Source organism: Allochromatium warmingii (assembly GCF_900107145.1).
Taxonomy (GTDB): Bacteria; Pseudomonadota; Gammaproteobacteria; order Chromatiales; family Chromatiaceae; genus Thermochromatium; species Thermochromatium warmingii.
The window spans coordinates 53,750-70,317 of sequence record NZ_FNOW01000014.1; the positions used below are offsets into that span (position 1 = coordinate 53,750).

The following is a 16,568-nucleotide window of genomic DNA, read 5'->3' on the forward strand; positions in this document are numbered from 1 at the left end:
AGCCAGCGGTCTAAGAACATTTAGACCAAAAAATTGGTAACATGACGCCGCATTCGGCATAACCGGCGTGTTGGTTCGATCACGCCCCGTCATGCCTACGGCAGGCACTGTCTGGCGGACGCCATCGGCGCTCATGTCGCCACACCTCCCCAACCTCAGACCGATACGAACCCAACTCTATATGAAGCTGCTTGTCCTCGGACTCAATCACAAGACCGCTCCGGTCGATATCCGTGAGCGACTGGCCTTTGGTCCGGACATCATCGCCGGCGCATTGCGCGACCTGATTGGCTGCGATGGCGTCCTCGAAGGGGTGATCCTCTCGACCTGTAACCGCACCGAACTCTATTGCGCCGTCAAAGATGGCGCAGAGGAGACATTGCGCCGCTGGTTGAGCGGCTTTCACGGCATCGAGCATGAACGGGTTGATCCCTTTCTCTACGCACATGCTGACCGCCATGCCGTCGTGCATTTGTTGCGCGTAGCCAGTGGCTTAGATTCGCTGGTGCTCGGCGAGCCGCAGATTCTCGGCCAAGTTAAAACCGCTTATCAGACCGCCAGCGATTGCACCGCCACCGGCAAGCTATTGGGACGGCTGTTCCAACATGCTTTTTCGGTGGCCAAAACGGTGCGCACCGAAACCGCGATTGGTTCTAGTCCGGTATCGGTCGCCTTTGCTGCCGTCAATCTGGCGCGGCAGATTTTCTCCGATCTGTCTAAGCAAACCGCGCTCTTGATCGGTGCCGGTGAGACCATCGAACTGGCTGCGCGGCATCTGCATCACAACGGCGTCGGACGCATCATCGTCGCCAATCGTACTGTTGAGCGGGCGCACGATCTGGCCGCGCAGTTTGAAGGCTTTGCGATTTCGCTCACCGAAATCGCCAACCATCTGCCCGAAGCCGACATCGTGATTGCCTCCACCGCCAGCCCACTGCCAGTGCTCGGCAAGGGGACGGTGGAACGGGCGCTCAAAAAGCGCAAGCATCGCCCGATTTTCATGGTCGATATTGCGGTGCCGCGTGACATTGAGCCGGAAGTCGGTGAACTCAGTGACGTGTATCTTTACACGGTTGACGATCTGCAAGGCGTGATCGACGAAAGTCTGCGCTCACGTCAGGCCGCTGCGGTACAAGCCGAAGAGATCATCGACTTTCATTCCGGCGAGTTCATGGCGTGGCTGCGCTCGCTCGATGCGGCTGGGCTGATTCAGGATTATCGCCAACGCTCCGAAGAACTGCGCGATGAAGTGCTGGCCCGCGCTCTGCGTCAGCTTGAAGCCGGCAAAGCACCAGCCGAGGTGCTCAATTTCCTCGCGCATACCCTTACCAATAAGCTGCTGCACGCGCCCAGTTCGCGCCTGCGCCAAGCGGCCCGCGATGGTGATGCGGTGATTCTGGAAGCGGCTAACGAGTTGTTCCAGCTCGCGCCGGAGCGGTCGCAGTCGAGCGCCGAATGACCCCATCGATTCGCGCCAAGCTGGAACGGATCGCCGAGCGATTCAGTGAAGTGATGGCGTTACTGGCCGAGCCGGACACCCAGTCGAATCAGACGCGGTTCCGCGATCTCAGCCGCGAATACGCCCAGCTTCAGCCGCTGATGGCCTGTTACGAGCGTTATCAGGACGCCGAACGCGATCTGGCGACCGCTGAAGAGCTGTTGACCGATCCCGAGATGGCGGCGCTGGCGCGGGATGAACTCGCCGCCACGCGCCGCCGTCTCGATGCGCTCGAACCGGAATTGCAGACGCTGCTCATCCCGCCCGATCCCAACGATCAATGCAATGTGTTTCTGGAAGTCCGCGCTGGCACCGGCGGCGCCGAAGCGGCGCTCTTTGCCGCTGATTTGATGCGCATGTATATGCGCTATGCCGAATTACTCGGCTGGCGCACCGAGCAAGTGTCGGCAAGCGAGGGCGAATTAGGCGGTTATAAAGAAGTCGTGATTCGCATTAACGGGCAGGGTGTGTATTCGCGGCTGAAATTCGAGCCGGGCGCACATCGCGTCCAGCGCGTGCCAGAGACTGAATCTCAGGGCCGTATTCACACCTCGGCCTGTACTGTTGCCGTGCTGCCGGAAGTGGAATCGATTAACGCCATTGACATCAATCCGAATGATTTACGGATTGACACCTATCGCTCATCCGGTGCCGGTGGTCAGCATGTCAATAAAACTGATTCGGCGATTCGGATTACCCATTTACCGAGCGGCATTGTCGTTGAATGTCAGGAAGAGCGTTCACAGCACAAAAACCGTGCGAAAGCAATGGCCTTGCTTCATGCCAAGTTATTAGCCGGTGCGCGTGAAAGTCAAGCCAGCGAGCAATCGGAATCGCGCAAATTGCAAGTTGGCAGTGGGGATCGCTCTGAGCGGATTCGCACCTATAACTTTCCGCAAAATCGCCTCACTGATCATCGCATCAATTTGACGCTCTATAAGCTCGATGAAGTGATGACCGGCCAGCTCGATCAAGTTATTGAACCGCTGTTGAGCGAATATCGCGCCGAGCAGTTGGCGGCGATGATGGAGAGTTAAGGCCATCATCAATTAGACAGGATTAACAAGATTTTTCAAAATTAACAGGATACAAACAATAATTAAATCCTGTCTATCCTGTGAAATCCTGTTAATCCTGTCTAATTAAATCGTTGCCTAAACTATCAAGCAGCAGGAAAATAAGTTTTATCGAGCAAGTGTTCGATTGAATATGGACAATCCGGCGGAAAAGTCGAGCGCGGCAAACCGGTTTCATCGCTGGCCAATTCCAGCGCATCGCTATACGCTTGGGCAACAGCTTCATTCAGAATAGATTTTAGCCCCGGTGATTTGCGCAACAAAATTGCTAAACGCTGGCGCTGCTCCATGATCGTTGAGCGCCAGCTCCGCCCTTCAAATTCGCGCCACCGCTCCGCCAAGTTGTGATAGTGATACTCCCACTTCAGTAAATGTGCGAGCAAAATGAGCAAGCGGCTTTCTAATTCGCGGCGGTCGCTTTTGCCCATATCGCTTAACTCTTCTAATAAATGCTCAATATCCAATTCTTCAAAACGCCGCGCACGCAACAATTCAGCGTTGCGTTGCGCCCAAGTGCTGTAATCCGTGTCATACAGCGTGGCGAGATTTGTCATCGGAAACCTCTCGATGGCTGGGTGAGTGATTCAAAAATTCGGGCCGTTTATCTATTACGTGCCCGTTTGCTGACGATAGGCGCGTAAACGGATGCGCACCGATGCGCTATTACAGCGTGCGGTCATGGCACTGGCCGCAGTGCCCGACGCCACGCCGCGCTTAGAAGCCGAATTATTACTCAGCGAAGCGACCGGCTGGACACGCACCGCGCTGCTGGCGTGGCCGGAGCGCATCCCGTCAGCAGCGGCGATGGCGACCTTCGAGACGCTGCTAACGCGGCGGCTGGCTGGTGAGCCAATCGCCTATCTGCGTGGCCGCCAGGCATTTTGGACGCTCGAACTGCGCGTCACGCCCGATACCCTGATTCCACGCCCTGAGACGGAATTATTAGTCGAACTCGCGCTCGACCGGCTCGACGCACCGCGCCCGCTGCAACTTGCCGATCTCGGCACCGGCAGCGGCGCGATTGCTGCCGCCTTAGCCAGCGAGCGCCCAAACTGGTCGCTCTTAGCAACCGACCGTTCAGCCGCTGCGCTGACCATCGCCCATGAAAATTTTTGCGCTCTCGGATTGGAGCGGATTTGCTGTGTACAGATGAGCTGGCTCACGGCGCTGGCAGCGGCCAGCTTGGATGCGATTCTGAGCAATCCGCCCTATATCGCCGGCCAGGATCCGCATCTTGACAGCGGCGATCTGCGCTTTGAACCGCGCTCGGCGCTCACGCCCGGCGGCGACGGACTCGACGCCATCCGCGCCATCACTGCCGATGCGGGCCGCTGTCTGCGCCCGGGCGGATTGCTCGCCGTCGAACATGGCTACGATCAAGGGGCAGCCGTGCGCGATCTGTTGACAGTTGCTGGCTTCCATCAGGTCGCCACGCACGCCGATTTAGCCGGATTAGCGCGGGTCACGCTGGGCTATCGGGCGGCGTAGCCATCAGCGCAGTCGCCGTCTCACGAATCCACTGCTCAACCTGCGCGTTAAGTGCCTCAACCCCGTCGGCGCACGTCAACGGCTCACCAATCACCAGCCGAATCCGCCCCGGATAGCGCAGCAGCGACCGCGCTGGCCAGCAAGCGCCCGCATTGTGCGCAATCGGCAACACCCGCCGCCCCGCCTGACACGCCAAACGCGCACCACCGGCATTAAACCGCCCAATCTGCCCGGGCGGTTGGCGCGTGCCCTCGGGATAAATCACCACACTGATGCCCTGATCGAGCCGTTCTTGACCGACGCGCAACAGCGTTTTGAGCGCATTGATTGGCTTGCCGCGATCAATCGCAATCGGCTCCAACAGCGCCAGCGCCCAGCCAAAAAACGGCACCCACAGCAATTCCCGCTTCAGCACCGTCGCCTGCGGTGAAATTAACAATTGCAAATAAAACGTCTCCCACTCGCTTTGATGATTCGCCATAATGACTACGGGTTCATTGATGGGTATATGTTCACGTCCACTGACTTCGATTTCGATGCCATTGAGCTGACGCAATAGCCACATCGTCGCCCGTGTCCAATGATTGACAAAGCGATGACGCTGGGCGCGTGTTTGCAGCGGGGCCAGCGCCAGACTGGTGATACTGTGCAGAATTCCGAGTAGATAATAGAGGACGAAAAACAGCACACTGCGTAGATACATTTCCGAGGCAATATTGTTTTTTTGCATGATTGACTCCGAGAGCATAGATATTCAAAGCTCGAAGTTTAAACCGCTTGATTATTTTGCGTTCCGTATTAGCATACGGCGACTATGGATATTGATACCGACGAGCACATCAAGCACCGCGAAATCCTGTTTCATCGGATTCATCCGAATCCGCATCAAGCACGAACAGCGGCGCATTTTTTGCTTGAGGCTGACGGCATTCTGCACGCCGAGCCCGCCTCGCCGTTGCTCTTACATGTCCGCTATAACGTGCTCAAAACAACCCTGATTGAAATCGAAGCGGCGCTGATTGAACTCGGCCTGCATCTCGACACCAGTCTGTTCAATCGCTTGCGGCGGGCGCTGCATCATTACACGGATGAAACGGTTCGCGCCAACAGCGGCTGTGAACGCGATGAGCGCATCATCACCCAACATCTATTCGCCAAGCGGTACGCGCTGATCGAACACGGCTGCCGCGACGAACGCCCCGAACACTGGCGGCGTTATCTCTAAATTCTCGCCGCTGCTCGGCTTTTCTCGCCTAAATTTAGTCTGATCCCGCCTGCATCTTAAGTGCCGGATGCGATGCAGTGGCGTGTTCGTGTGTCCGCTGCGCAATATCGCAAAACTTAGCACTGTCTCACAGTCTGCAAACAACAAACGGTTTAGACTCGATTGCACTGGACACTAAAAAACCGTTCCGCACCGCTCGAATGGCGAGCCATATTTGGCGCTGTGGCGTAGGGCGGCGGGATTTTGCGGATGAGGCCGTTTTTGCGATGAAGATGCTTGATACCACACGCTACAGACCGAGTACGGAACACGCATGGCTGGAGGCTGCCGCTACATTGGAGGGTGAGCTAATCATGCACTGCGACCCTGACTTAGCAAGCCGACCGGAACGCGATCTGGAAATCCGCGCTTATTATCGCGGTGAACAGCGCAGTGTGCTGCTGCACGATGTGATCTATCTGCGAGCGGATCAAAAATACGTTAGCGTCCATCATTTGCACGGCGTGCTGTTGGTGGATCGCTCGTTACGAGCCTTTGAGCGTGAATTTCCCGATTTGCTTCTGCGCATTCATCGCAATACGTTGGTGGCGCGTTCGTGTCTGCGTGGACTGCATAAACACGCCGATGGCGCGATGCGGGCGGTGCTTAGTGGCTGTTCAGAGCATCTGATTGTCAGTCGGCGTCATGTGCGGGCGGTGTTGGGGCAGCTTGCAGCCGTTGCAGCATCCAGCGAGTAGCTTCCGGCTACCAGCGGGGGCGGTCAGGGGTGGATGCGTAAAAGTAGGAGTTGACCGAGCGCTATGGTTTGAGCTGCCAGTAGTGCCCCGATTCGCAGGATTCAGTTGTATCAGTAAATGCGTATCTAGCTAGATTGAACGCATCCTAAATCCTTTGGATTGGGGTACTACCAAAACATCTATTCCCACTCAATCGTCCCCGGCGGTTTGCCGGTGATGTCATACACCACCCGCGAAACATTCGGCACTTCGTTCGCAATACGTCGGCAGACTAAATCTAAAAAGTCATAGGGCAGATGCGCCCAACGTGCTGTCATAAAATCAATGGTTTCAACTGCTCGCAACGCAATAACTGGCGCATAGAGCCGATTATCACCGACTACGCCCACTGAACGCACCGGCAGAAATACGGCGAATGCTTGCGAGACTTGATCGTATAGATCGGCGCGGCGCAATTCTTCGATAAAAATATGATCGGCTTGACGCAATGTATCAGCTGAATCTTTATGCACTTCGCCGAGAATGCGCACGCCTAAACCTGGCCCGGGGAATGGATGACGATAGACCATTTCATAAGGCAAGCCTAACTCAACACCGATTTTGCGCACTTCATCTTTGAATAGCTCACGCAATGGCTCAACCAGCTTGAGATTCATTTCTTCAGGCAAACCACCGACATTATGATGCGATTTAATCACCTTCGCTTTGCCGGTTTTTGATCCCGCTGATTCGATCACATCCGGGTAAATCGTGCCTTGGGCTAACCATTTTACATCTTGCAGCTTGCTTGCTTCATCTTCGAATACTTCGATAAAAGTATTACCGATAATTTTGCGTTTTTGTTCGGGATCGGTGACACCCTTTAAGCGACTCAAAAATCGCTCTTCTGCATCGACGCGAATCACTCGCACCCCCATGTGTCGCGCAAAGGTACTCATGACTTGATCGCCTTCGCCGAGTCGCAATAAACCATTATCAACGAATACACAGGTTAATTGCTCGCCAATCGCACGCTGTAATAACGCGGCGACGACACTGGAATCAACACCACCCGATAGCCCAAGCAAAACATGATCGGTACCGACTTGCGCTCGAATCCGCGCCAGACTGTCTTCAATAATATTGTCCGGCGTCCAAAGCCGACCGCAGCCGCAAATATCGTGAATAAACCGTTCGAGAATGCGCTGTCCTTGACGGGTGTGCGTGACTTCGGGATGGAATTGCACGCCATAAAAGCGGCGCGATTCGTCGGCAATACCGGCTAACGGTGCGCTATCGGTTTCAGCGATGACGCTGAATCCGGGCGGTAGCACATCAACGCGGTCGCCGTGACTCATCCACACATCGAGCAGGCCGTAACCCTCAGGGCTGGTGTGATCTTCGATCTGGCGCAATAGCCGCGAGTGCCCGCGAGCGCGTACCTGAGCATAGCCATATTCGCGGTGTGTCGAGGGCACTACTGCGCCGCCGAGTTGCGCGGCCATTGTTTGCAGCCCGTAGCAGATGCCGAGCACCGGCACGCCGAGTTCAAACACGATGGGATCGGCACGCGGCGTTTCGGCTTCATGAACTGATTGCGGGCCGCCGGAGAGAATAACGCCATTGGGCGCAAATTCACGGATTGATTGGGCGTCCAAATCCCAGGCGTGGAGTTCGCAATACACTCCCGCCTCGCGCACGCGCCGGGCGATGAGTTGGGTATATTGCGATCCGAAATCGAGAATTAAAATGCGGTCGGCGTGAATATTAGACATGAAGAATGAGAATAATCAGCAGGTCGTGGTGATGAGGGATGACGAATCGAAAATTAGACAGGATTAACAGGATTGCTCAAGATTAACAGGAATTGAAATATTGAATCAATCCTGATTTGATTGGCGAAATCGTGTTAATTCGGTTTAATTGCGCAGTGCGTCGCGGTAAGCGCGGATCGCTTCGTAGGTTGTTGGGCGATCAAGAAAAGCGGTGAGTAGCTCAAGGTCGAGTCCGGGCAGCACTTCACTGGCGGTAAGCGGAAGATACCGCTCGTCGTGTAATCCATAGGCTTGAATATGTCCTTTGCGCCAATACCAGACTTCCGCTACGCCGAGTTTGCGGTAAATATCGAGTTTATCAATGCGTCCAGATGTCCAAAGCACTTCGATTACTAAATGCGGCTGTTCACGCGGTGAATCGCCAAAGATATAGCATTCGTCTGGTTCAGCGCCTCGCATACGATCTGGTGCTTTTAATGTCCAAGAACCGACTGCTAAAAAGGGGATCTCGCGTTCCAGACAATAGACTTCGACTAAGCGGCCGATTAAGGATTTAACCAATTCATGCGTAAAAGACGGACTCATGATCTCAACCACCCCATCTAAATAAGCGATGCGCGGGGCGGAATGATCGCCGCGCATATCAAGTAGGCGCTCATAATCCTCCCAGCTAATCCCGGATAAATGAATGATATGATCTTCGACCGGTTGTTCGTCGTGCTGTTCGTATTGAGCTTGGGTGTACATCATGGCGCTTCCTCAGACACTGAAAACCGCACAGACGCGAAGCGTATCAAACATTTTGATATTCGATCAAATTAAATTAATCTTAATTTTGATCTGAATTAAAATCAAACTATTCTGAGCGTACTTTGCGTCTTTGCGGTTTATTTCAAAGAGGACAAGCAATCAATTATCAATCCGATAATTCGGCGCTTCTTTGGTGATCTGCACATCATGAACATGCGATTCGCGCATTCCGGCAACACTCACGCGCACAAATTGCGGTTTGGTGCGCATCTCTTCGATATTGGCACAGCCGGTATAACCCATGCTCGACCCTAATCCGCCGACAAGCTGATGAATCACATTGAGCAGACTGCCTTTATACGGAACGCGACCCTCAATACCTTCGGGCACGAGCTTTTCTTTCTCGGTATTTTCCTGAAAATAGCGATCACTGGACCCTTCTGATGATCCCATTGCGCCGAGTGATCCCATGCCGCGATAAGATTTATAGGAGCGACCCTGATAAATCTCGACCTCGCCCGGTGCTTCATCGGTACCGGCAAATAATCCGCCGATCATGACGCTATGGGCACCGGCGGCAATTGCTTTCGCAACATCGCCCGAAAAACGTAAACCGCCGTCGGCAATCACCGGAATGCCGGTGCCTTTTAAGGCTTCGCTGATATTAGAAACCGCCGTAATCTGCGGCACACCAACGCCCGCCACAACACGAGTCGTGCAGATTGAACCTGGCCCAATTCCCGCCTTCACCGCATCCGCTCCGGCCTCAGCCAGCGCCCGCGCCGCATCCGCCGTGGCAATATTGCCGCCGATGACCTGCAAATCGGGATAATGCGTCTTGACCCAGCGTACACGTTCAAGCACGCCCTGCGAATGACCGTGCGCGGTATCGACCACTACCACATCAACGCCGGCCTCAACCAGCGCCGCCACCCGCTCTTCAGTCCCTTTGCCAACGCTCACCGCTGCTCCGCAGCGCAGACGCTCGTGATCGTCGCGTGAAGCCTTCGGGAAATCTTTTGCTTTTTGAATATCCTTGACCGTAATCAATCCGCGCAGCTCAAAACGATCATTAACGACAAGCACTTTTTCGATGCGATGCGTATGCAGCAATGCGACCACTTCATCGCGACTCGCGCCCTCTTGAACTGTCACTAGCCGCGCTTTTGGCGTCATAATCGCCGAAACCGGCGCATCCATGCGAGTTTCAAAACGCAAATCACGCCCTGTGACAATGCCGACTAATTCGCCATTATCTGTGACCGGAACGCCGGAAATATTATTTGCGTGTGTGAGTTTAAGCACCTCACCGATGCTTAAATGCGGCGAGACGGTAATTGGATTACGGATAATACCGCTTTCGTATTTTTTGACCGCCAGCACTTCGCGGGCTTGGCGCTCAATGCTCATATTTTTATGAATGATGCCGATGCCGCCTTCCAGCGCCATTGTGATCGCTAAACGCGCTTCGGTGACGGTATCCATTGCCGCCGAGACCAGCGGAATGCGCAGCGCGATCTCACGGGTCAGTTGAGTGCTGAAGTCAACCTCGTTCGGCAGCACGGTAGAATGGGCTGGAACGAGCAGGACATCATCGAAGGTGAGGGCTTCCTGAATCAGGCGCATGGACAGGGACTCCGCAGATCGCGTCGAGAAACGGGTGAACCGGAGCACATGCGCACACAGCCCCGGCGGTTTGGCACCGCCCGGTCGGGCTGGTTCCTACGCCCCAACCGGGGGCACTGTAGATAAACGCGCAATTCTAAAATAACTGAGTTAAACAGTAAAGATGCCGTCAAGAGCTGACGGCTGGACGCTCACCGCTCACCGCTCACCGACTCCGACAATACGCACATGCGGCGATCAATAAACATCCTGCATTGCATTCAATAATTGTATGCCGCACAAACAGTACGCCATATTGTAGACTGTCACGCTGACATATATTCAGTTTCAATAGGTCAAGTGATGCTTCCAGCGACGGTGTGGATGACGGTTGGGGCGGTCGGTGGTTTGCTGACCGTGGCGCTCGGTGCCTTTGGTGCGCATGGACTCAAGGGCCGCGTCGATCCGGCACTCTTGGCAAATTGGCAGACCGCTGCGGATTATCTCGGCTTACATGCGCTGGCGCTGCTGGCGTGTGGGCTGACGCTCCTGCAACGTCCCGATGCCGGGTTGGTGAATTGGGCAGGCTGGGCATTTGTGCTCGGAATCAGCCTGTTTAGCGGCAGTCTGTTTGCGATGACGCTCACCGGCCTGCGGCAACTGGGCGCGATAACACCGATTGGCGGCGTGCTGCTGCTAATCGCTTGGGCGCTGCTGGCAATCGGTGCGGCGCGTTTGGCACAGTCGGCGACTTGAAGCCGTAAGCGCGAGTGTCGGCGATGCGTTTACCCCGTTTCTATATCGCATTGGAGCTTGCGCCTGGGCTGGAATGCGCATTGCCCAGCGCGGCAGCACGTCATGCCGTGCAAGTCTTGCGGCTCGCACACCATGCGCCGATTATCGTATTCAATGGTGACGGACACGATTATTCGGCACAGTTACTTGTTGCGCCCCGCGAGCCAGTGCGTGTGGCGATCACATCCCGTAGTGACCCTGAGCCAAGCGCACCGTTAGCAATTCAATTGGCGCTGGGGATTTCCAAAGGCGAGCGCATGGATTTTGCGCTGCAAAAAGCCGTGGAATTAGGCGTCACCCAGATCACGCCCTTATTTACACAGCGCACTCAAGTGCAACTCGATGGGGCACGACTGACGAAACGATTAGCGCATTGGCAGGGTATTTTGATTGCTGCCTGTGAACAATCGGGCCGGAGATACCTACCTACTCTGACCCCAGCGTTTGCGTTTACAGCTTGGCTCGAACAGGCTGATCCAAACGGCGGGCTGCTGCTCGATCCGCTGGCCGTACACGCGCTATCCGATTTACCTGCGCCACCATCGGCTGTGACCTTGTTGATCGGCCCAGAAGGTGGACTGGATCCACGCGAACAGGCCGCTGCGCTCAATCGGGGGTTTCAAGGTGTGCGGCTGGGGCCGCGTATTCTGCGCACTGAAACCGCACCGCTGGCAGCGATTGCGGCGATTCAGGCGTTGTGGGGGGATTATCGCTGAACGGGTCGTGAATACCCACTCACGACTCAATCATCTGCTCCAAACTATGCCCCGGCCGAATCATCGGAATCACATTTTCGGCCTTATCGATCCAGACATCGACTAGCACCGGCCCGGAATCGGCAAGCACAGCGGCAATATCTTCGCGCAAGGTCGCTGGATCGCGCAGCCGCACAGTTTTTAAACGCGGATAGACATATTTCAGTCCAGTGAGATTCGGAATCTGCCGCCGACACTCTTGATCGAGATTCATGCAATCTTGAGCACATTCCATCGTGCGGGCCAAGCAGGTCTCATAATGATGGCCGCCGTCCATCATGTCTTCCCACTGCCGCACCATGCCGAGAAAACTGTTATTCAATACGAACATCTTGAGCGGAATCCGGTTGGCGACTACGGTTCCAAGCTCTTGAATATTCATCTGAAAACTGCCATCACCGTCGATCAACACCACCGACTGACTGGGATCGCCATACCAAGCACCGACCGCCGCTGGCAAGCCAAAGCCCATCGTGCCGAGTCCACCGGAGCTGATCCATTGGCGCGGCCGCCGAAACCGATAGTATTGCGCTGACCACATTTGGTGCTGGCCGACGCCGGTGACGACGGTCGCCATACCGCCGGTGAGTTCGGAAATCAGCTCGATGACGGCCTGTGGTTTAATGTACTCAGATTGACCATAGGGCGGAATCATGCGCTCGCGCCACGCGGCAATCTGGGTCATCCACTCGGCATGACGCGCCCGCTGTCCCGACGCGAGCGCATAGGCGAGAAATTCATCGAGTCGTGCGACAAGATTGAGATCGGTGCTGATGGTCTTGTCGATCTCGGACGGATCGATGTCGATATGAGCGATGCACTTGCCGTCGGCAAAGCCACGCACCGCAACGCGATCATCAAAGCGCCCGCCGAGCGTGAGCAGAAAATCGGCATCGCGCAGCGCGTAATTCGCCGGAATGGTGCCGTGCATTCCGGGCATTCCGAGATTGTGCGCCAGCTCAAACGGCAGGGCGCCGAGGGCATTAAAGGTCGTCGTCACCGGCACATCGAAGCGTTCGGCGAACTGTTGCAGCGCCAACGCCGCATTCGCATGAATAATGCCGCCGCCAGCCTTAATCACCGGCCGTTTAGCCTGCATCAACGCCGCTAAAATCGCCTCAGCACGCACCGAATCAAAGCTGACCGCTTCACGATGACGCAGGCGCGGCACATTATTGGGGCGCTCTAGCGTTGCCAGTTGCACATCTTTACAGATGTCCACCACGACCGGCCCGGGCCGCCCGTGTAGCGTCAGCGCATGGGCTTCGCGCACGACCCATTCCAGATCGGCGACATCTTTCACCAGATAGTTATGCTTAGAAATGGGGCGCGTCAGGCCGACCATATCCACTTCTTGAAAAGCATCCGTGCCAATAGCGCGGCTGGGCACCTGACCAGTGATAAAGAGTGTGGGCAGCGAATCTTTATACGCATCGGCAATCGGCGTAATCAGATTGGTCGCGCCCGGCCCCGAGGTCGCCAACGCCACGCCAACACGCCCGCTGGCGCGTGCATAGCCTTCGGCGGCATGACCGGCGCCGCCCTCTTGCCGACAGAGTATGAACTGCGGCACCGGCGTTCCGGCACGCAAGCGTTTGTTGATCTCGACATGAATCGGGATCACCGCACCGCCGGTGTGTCCAAACAGGATTTCGACCCCAAGATCATTGAGGACATCGAGCAGAATGGCCGCACCAGTACGAGTCGTGTTGGGCATGTCGGGCAGAGGAACAATCAGCAAGCGCCGCCGGAGCGGCTCAAGACCGCTCCCGACTAGCGGATTAGACGTAAAGACAGATATCGCTTTCGCCGGCAAATTCAAAAAACGCAGCGGCTCCAGCGTATTCCACACCGTCGATGAAGTCAGCCGTATCCAGATCAAACAGATCGACCGTCATCTGACAGGCGACGAACTTGACCTCGGCTTCTTGGCACAGCTCGCGTAGCTCTTCGATGCTGGCCACGCCCTTATCTTTCATTTTCTGCTTCATCATGCTGGTCATCAGCCCCTGCATTCCGGGCAGCGCCAGACCCATGACCGGAAACCATTTGTCCATGCCCATTGGCATCGGCATTCCGGGATTGCCCAGCGGCGTAACTTCGAGTTCGGGCTGTTTTTTTAGCAATTGCAGGCCATAGAAGGTGAAGAAAATTTGCACCTCATAGCCCAGCGCGGCGGCGGTTGACGCCAGAATAAACGGCGGATACGCCCAATCGAGCGAGCCTTTCGTGGCGATGATCGCCAGTTTCTTTTGTTCCATCGAGTCCTCCACGCGACGCCTGAATCACAAGCCTGCCGCTGCGGTGTCTTGTTCTTAAAAAAGTTTGGGGGAGCGCGTCTAACCGGGAGTAACACGAACCAGCCAAAGCGCCCGCTGGTTCGCGTCAAGCGGAGCGATCAGGATTTTTTAATCAGGAAGTGGAACTTGCCGCCTTCTTCCTTCGATTCCATCAATTCGTTGCCGGTCTGCTTGGCAAAGGCATCGAAGTCTTTCACCGAACCGGGATCGGTGGCGACGATGTGCAGCACTTGGCCGCTGGCCATCGTGTTCAACGTCTTCTTTGCACGCAGGATCGGCAGCGGGCAGTTCAAACCGCTGGCATCGAGTTCTTGATCGGCCATGAGGTGCCTCCGTCAATTGTTAGAAGTTTAGTATTTCAGCAAAAACCGGAATACGCGGTTATAGGCGAATCCAGCCTAAAAAACAAGGGAGTCGCTGGGCGTGATGACTAAGCGGCGCTCAGTCCGTCGGCGCGACGATGGGTAAACCGTGCCGTGCCCAAGCGATAATACCGCCGCGCAGATTGAGCACGCGGTTATATCCCTGCTGCATCAGATAGGCGCAGGCTTGATACGACCGCGCTCCACTGCGGCAATAAATGACCACATCTCGATCTTTTGGGATGTCATTCAAGCGCATCGGGATCAGGTGCATCGGTACTTGCAGCGCCTCGGGGATCAGACCCTGAGCGATTTCAGCCGGGGTGCGGATATCCACCAACAACACCGCCTCGGCAGCGGCGAGCCGCTGGCTTAAAGACTCGGAATCGATCTCGTTGACCACACTCTCGTCCTACCCTAAAGCAAAGTATTTCAGTATATTAAGGATTTTTCGCCGCTAACTCAATGTAGCTCGAATGCAGCTCGATGGCGCGGTGTTATCCAGCGAGACCTTGAATCAAATGGATCTGCTTCCCGTTTTTCTCGACATGCGTGCGCGACCCTGTTTAGTGGTCGGCGGCGGTGCGACGGCGGCGCGAAAGGTCGCTAATTTGCTCCGTGCTGGAGCGGCTGTGACGCTGGTGTCGCCGGAATTGTGCGCAACGCTGGCACATCAGGTCGCTGCTGGCGCATTGCGGCATGAGGCGCGGCGGTTTGTCCCCGCAGATATTGCCGGTCAGCGATTGGTGATTGCCGCAACTGATGATCGGGCGATCAATCGGCAAATTGCGGAATTAGCAAATGCCGCCGAAATTCCAGTTAATGTTGTGGATGATCCGGACGCCTGTACCTTTGTGCTGCCGTCAATTGTTGATCGCTCGCCGGTAACAATTGCAGTATCAAGCGGCAAAACTTCGCCGGTGCTGGCGCGAATGCTACGCACGCGGCTCGAAGCCTTAATTCCGGCTGGTTATGGGCGCTTGGCGGAATTAAGTGGCCGCTATCGCGAACGGGTTAAAGCACGATTTAGTGCGCAGCGTGATCGGCGGCGATTTTGGGATCGGATTTTACAAGGCGCAGTCGCCGAGCGAATTCTTGCCGGTCAATTTGAAGAAGCTGAGGCAATCATTGAGCGGGAATTAGCGCCCGATGCACTAGAACGCGATTTAGGCGAAGTCTATTTAGTCGGTGCGGGGCCAGGTGATCCGGATTTAATTAGCTTCCGCGCACTGCGTTTGATGCAACAAGCCGATGTTGTTGTCTATGATCGCTTAGTTGCCGCACCAATTTTGAATATGACGCGCCGCGATGCGCAGCGGATTTATGTCGGCAAGGAGCGTAATCATCATGCGATGCGTCAGGAAGAAATCAATCGCTTACTGGCGGATTTAGCTAAAGACGGACATCGCGTGTTGCGCTTAAAAGGTGGCGATCCGTTTATTTTCGGGCGCGGTGGTGAAGAAATCGACACCTTAGCAGCAGAAGGGGTGCCCTTTCAGGTCATTCCCGGCATTACAGCGGCGTCAGGTTGTGCTGCCTATGCTGGAATTCCGCTGACACATCGGGATTATGCGCAATCCGTAACCTTTGTTACCGGACACTTAAAAGATGGTTCGATTGATTTAAATTGGCCAGCCTTAGCCCAACCGCATCAAACCATTGTGTTTTATATGGGCTTAGTTGGATTGCCGATTATTGTTCAACAATTACTCGCGCATGGTGTCGCACCCGAAATGCCGATTGCTTTAGTGCAACAGGGAACAACGCATTTGCAGCGCGTTTATACCGGAACGCTGGCGACCATTTGCGCTAGTGTCGAAGCTGATCCACCAGCGCCGCCAACCTTGTTAATTGTCGGTGAAGTGGTGCAATTGCGCGATAAGCTCAATTGGTATCGTCCACCTGATGAGCCAGTGCAGGGGGCGACGACTTCGATTGTGTGAATGAAGTTGGGCTTCTGTGCATTAGCGCGGAAGCTGAGAAAGCAAGGAAGATTGTATATTTACATTTTGTTAAAAAATGTATTTATACTAAACTCATTTGAAATTTTCGTTTTTGAAACCAGCTTTGCATTCATTTAGTTTATGCTTAACTACACACTGTCGACTGATCAGTTGATTGAGCTGCAAAAAGCGCATCGTCAAACACAGAATAAACGTGAAGCCGATCGGATCAAAGCGGTAGTTCTCTTGGCAACGGGCTGGACAGCGGAACAAGTAGCCG

Annotated in this window: 17 protein-coding genes; 8 read left to right on the forward strand and 9 right to left on the reverse strand. The window is 55.1% G+C overall.

Annotated elements, in window-relative coordinates; translation table 11 throughout:
• Positions 1 to 181 precede the first annotated feature (181 nt).
• Entirely contained in the window at positions 182 to 1,459 is a 1,278-nt protein-coding gene (hemA, locus tag BLW10_RS06185) for a glutamyl-tRNA reductase (RefSeq protein WP_091333139.1), read from the forward strand.
• On the forward strand, positions 1,456 to 2,535 hold the full coding sequence (gene prfA, locus BLW10_RS06190) for a peptide chain release factor 1 (protein WP_091333140.1): 1,080 nt from the start codon (positions 1,456 to 1,458) through the stop codon (positions 2,533 to 2,535). The genes hemA and prfA overlap by 4 nt, the downstream gene beginning before the upstream one ends.
• A gap of 125 nt (positions 2,536 to 2,660) precedes the next feature.
• Here prfA and BLW10_RS06195 read toward each other — a convergent pair whose 3' ends face one another.
• Complete coding sequence (locus BLW10_RS06195) at positions 2,661 to 3,128, reverse strand: DUF29 domain-containing protein (RefSeq protein WP_091333142.1); 468 nt, start codon at positions 3,126 to 3,128, stop codon at positions 2,661 to 2,663.
• Positions 3,129 to 3,219: 91 nt separating this feature from the next.
• On the opposite strand from BLW10_RS06195, the gene prmC reads away from it, so the two are divergent.
• Entirely contained in the window at positions 3,220 to 4,062 is an 843-nt protein-coding gene (prmC, locus tag BLW10_RS06200) for a peptide chain release factor N(5)-glutamine methyltransferase (protein ID WP_091333143.1), read from the forward strand.
• Here prmC and BLW10_RS06205 read toward each other — a convergent pair.
• Complete coding sequence (locus tag BLW10_RS06205; RefSeq protein WP_091333145.1) at positions 4,037 to 4,792, reverse strand: lysophospholipid acyltransferase family protein; 756 nt, start codon at positions 4,790 to 4,792, stop codon at positions 4,037 to 4,039. The genes prmC and BLW10_RS06205 overlap by 26 nt on opposite strands.
• An 84-nt stretch (positions 4,793 to 4,876) precedes the next feature.
• Here BLW10_RS06205 and BLW10_RS06210 point away from each other — a divergent pair, with 84 nt between their 5' ends.
• Complete coding sequence (locus BLW10_RS06210) at positions 4,877 to 5,287, forward strand: hypothetical protein (RefSeq protein ID WP_091333146.1); 411 nt, start codon at positions 4,877 to 4,879, stop codon at positions 5,285 to 5,287.
• 353 nt (positions 5,288 to 5,640) lie between these two features.
• On the forward strand, positions 5,641 to 6,024 hold the full coding sequence (locus BLW10_RS06215; protein ID WP_245709128.1) for a LytR/AlgR family response regulator transcription factor: 384 nt from the start codon (positions 5,641 to 5,643) through the stop codon (positions 6,022 to 6,024).
• Positions 6,025 to 6,203: 179 nt separating this feature from the next.
• Here the strand turns inward: BLW10_RS06215 and guaA are convergent, their stop codons facing one another.
• From guaA to guaB, 3 genes are all read right to left on the reverse strand, one after another.
• Entirely contained in the window at positions 6,204 to 7,778 is a 1,575-nt protein-coding gene (gene guaA, locus BLW10_RS06220; protein ID WP_091333150.1) for a glutamine-hydrolyzing GMP synthase, read from the reverse strand.
• A 144-nt stretch (positions 7,779 to 7,922) separates the two neighbouring features.
• Positions 7,923 to 8,525, reverse strand: coding sequence for a Uma2 family endonuclease (locus BLW10_RS06225; protein ID WP_091333151.1), 603 nt, complete (start codon positions 8,523 to 8,525; stop codon positions 7,923 to 7,925).
• Between the two features lie 162 nt (positions 8,526 to 8,687).
• A complete protein-coding gene (gene guaB / locus BLW10_RS06230) occupies positions 8,688 to 10,154 on the reverse strand; it encodes an IMP dehydrogenase (protein WP_091333153.1) in 1,467 nt (488 codons plus the stop codon).
• 342 nt (positions 10,155 to 10,496) lie between these two features.
• Between guaB and BLW10_RS06235 the strand changes: the two genes are divergently transcribed.
• Together BLW10_RS06235 and BLW10_RS06240 are read left to right on the forward strand one after the other, a co-directional pair.
• A complete protein-coding gene (locus tag BLW10_RS06235) occupies positions 10,497 to 10,889 on the forward strand; it encodes a DUF423 domain-containing protein (RefSeq protein ID WP_091333155.1) in 393 nt (130 codons plus the stop codon).
• Positions 10,890 to 10,912: 23 nt separating this feature from the next.
• Entirely contained in the window at positions 10,913 to 11,644 is a 732-nt protein-coding gene (locus BLW10_RS06240) for a 16S rRNA (uracil(1498)-N(3))-methyltransferase (protein ID WP_091333157.1), read from the forward strand.
• Between the two features lie 19 nt (positions 11,645 to 11,663).
• On the opposite strand, the gene ilvB is transcribed toward BLW10_RS06240, so the two are convergent.
• The 4 genes from ilvB to BLW10_RS06260 all read right to left on the reverse strand — a co-directional run bounded on the left by ilvB (position 11,664) and on the right by BLW10_RS06260 (position 14,748).
• Positions 11,664 to 13,400 (reverse strand): biosynthetic-type acetolactate synthase large subunit, encoded by a 1,737-nt coding sequence (gene ilvB, locus BLW10_RS06245; RefSeq protein WP_091333158.1) that lies wholly within the window; start codon positions 13,398 to 13,400, stop codon positions 11,664 to 11,666.
• A gap of 64 nt (positions 13,401 to 13,464) precedes the next feature.
• Complete coding sequence (gene dsrE2, locus BLW10_RS06250; RefSeq protein ID WP_091333160.1) at positions 13,465 to 13,944, reverse strand: sulfur carrier protein DsrE2; 480 nt, start codon at positions 13,942 to 13,944, stop codon at positions 13,465 to 13,467.
• A 137-nt stretch (positions 13,945 to 14,081) separates the two neighbouring features.
• On the reverse strand, positions 14,082 to 14,306 hold the full coding sequence (locus BLW10_RS06255) for a sulfurtransferase TusA family protein (protein WP_091333162.1): 225 nt from the start codon (positions 14,304 to 14,306) through the stop codon (positions 14,082 to 14,084).
• A gap of 118 nt (positions 14,307 to 14,424) precedes the next feature.
• A complete protein-coding gene (locus BLW10_RS06260) occupies positions 14,425 to 14,748 on the reverse strand; it encodes a rhd_2599 family sulfurtransferase (RefSeq protein WP_091333163.1) in 324 nt (107 codons plus the stop codon).
• A 118-nt stretch (positions 14,749 to 14,866) separates the two neighbouring features.
• Between BLW10_RS06260 and cysG the strand changes: the two genes are divergently transcribed.
• Complete coding sequence (cysG, locus tag BLW10_RS06265) at positions 14,867 to 16,288, forward strand: siroheme synthase CysG (protein ID WP_091333173.1); 1,422 nt, start codon at positions 14,867 to 14,869, stop codon at positions 16,286 to 16,288.
• Positions 16,289 to 16,568 lie beyond the last annotated feature (280 nt).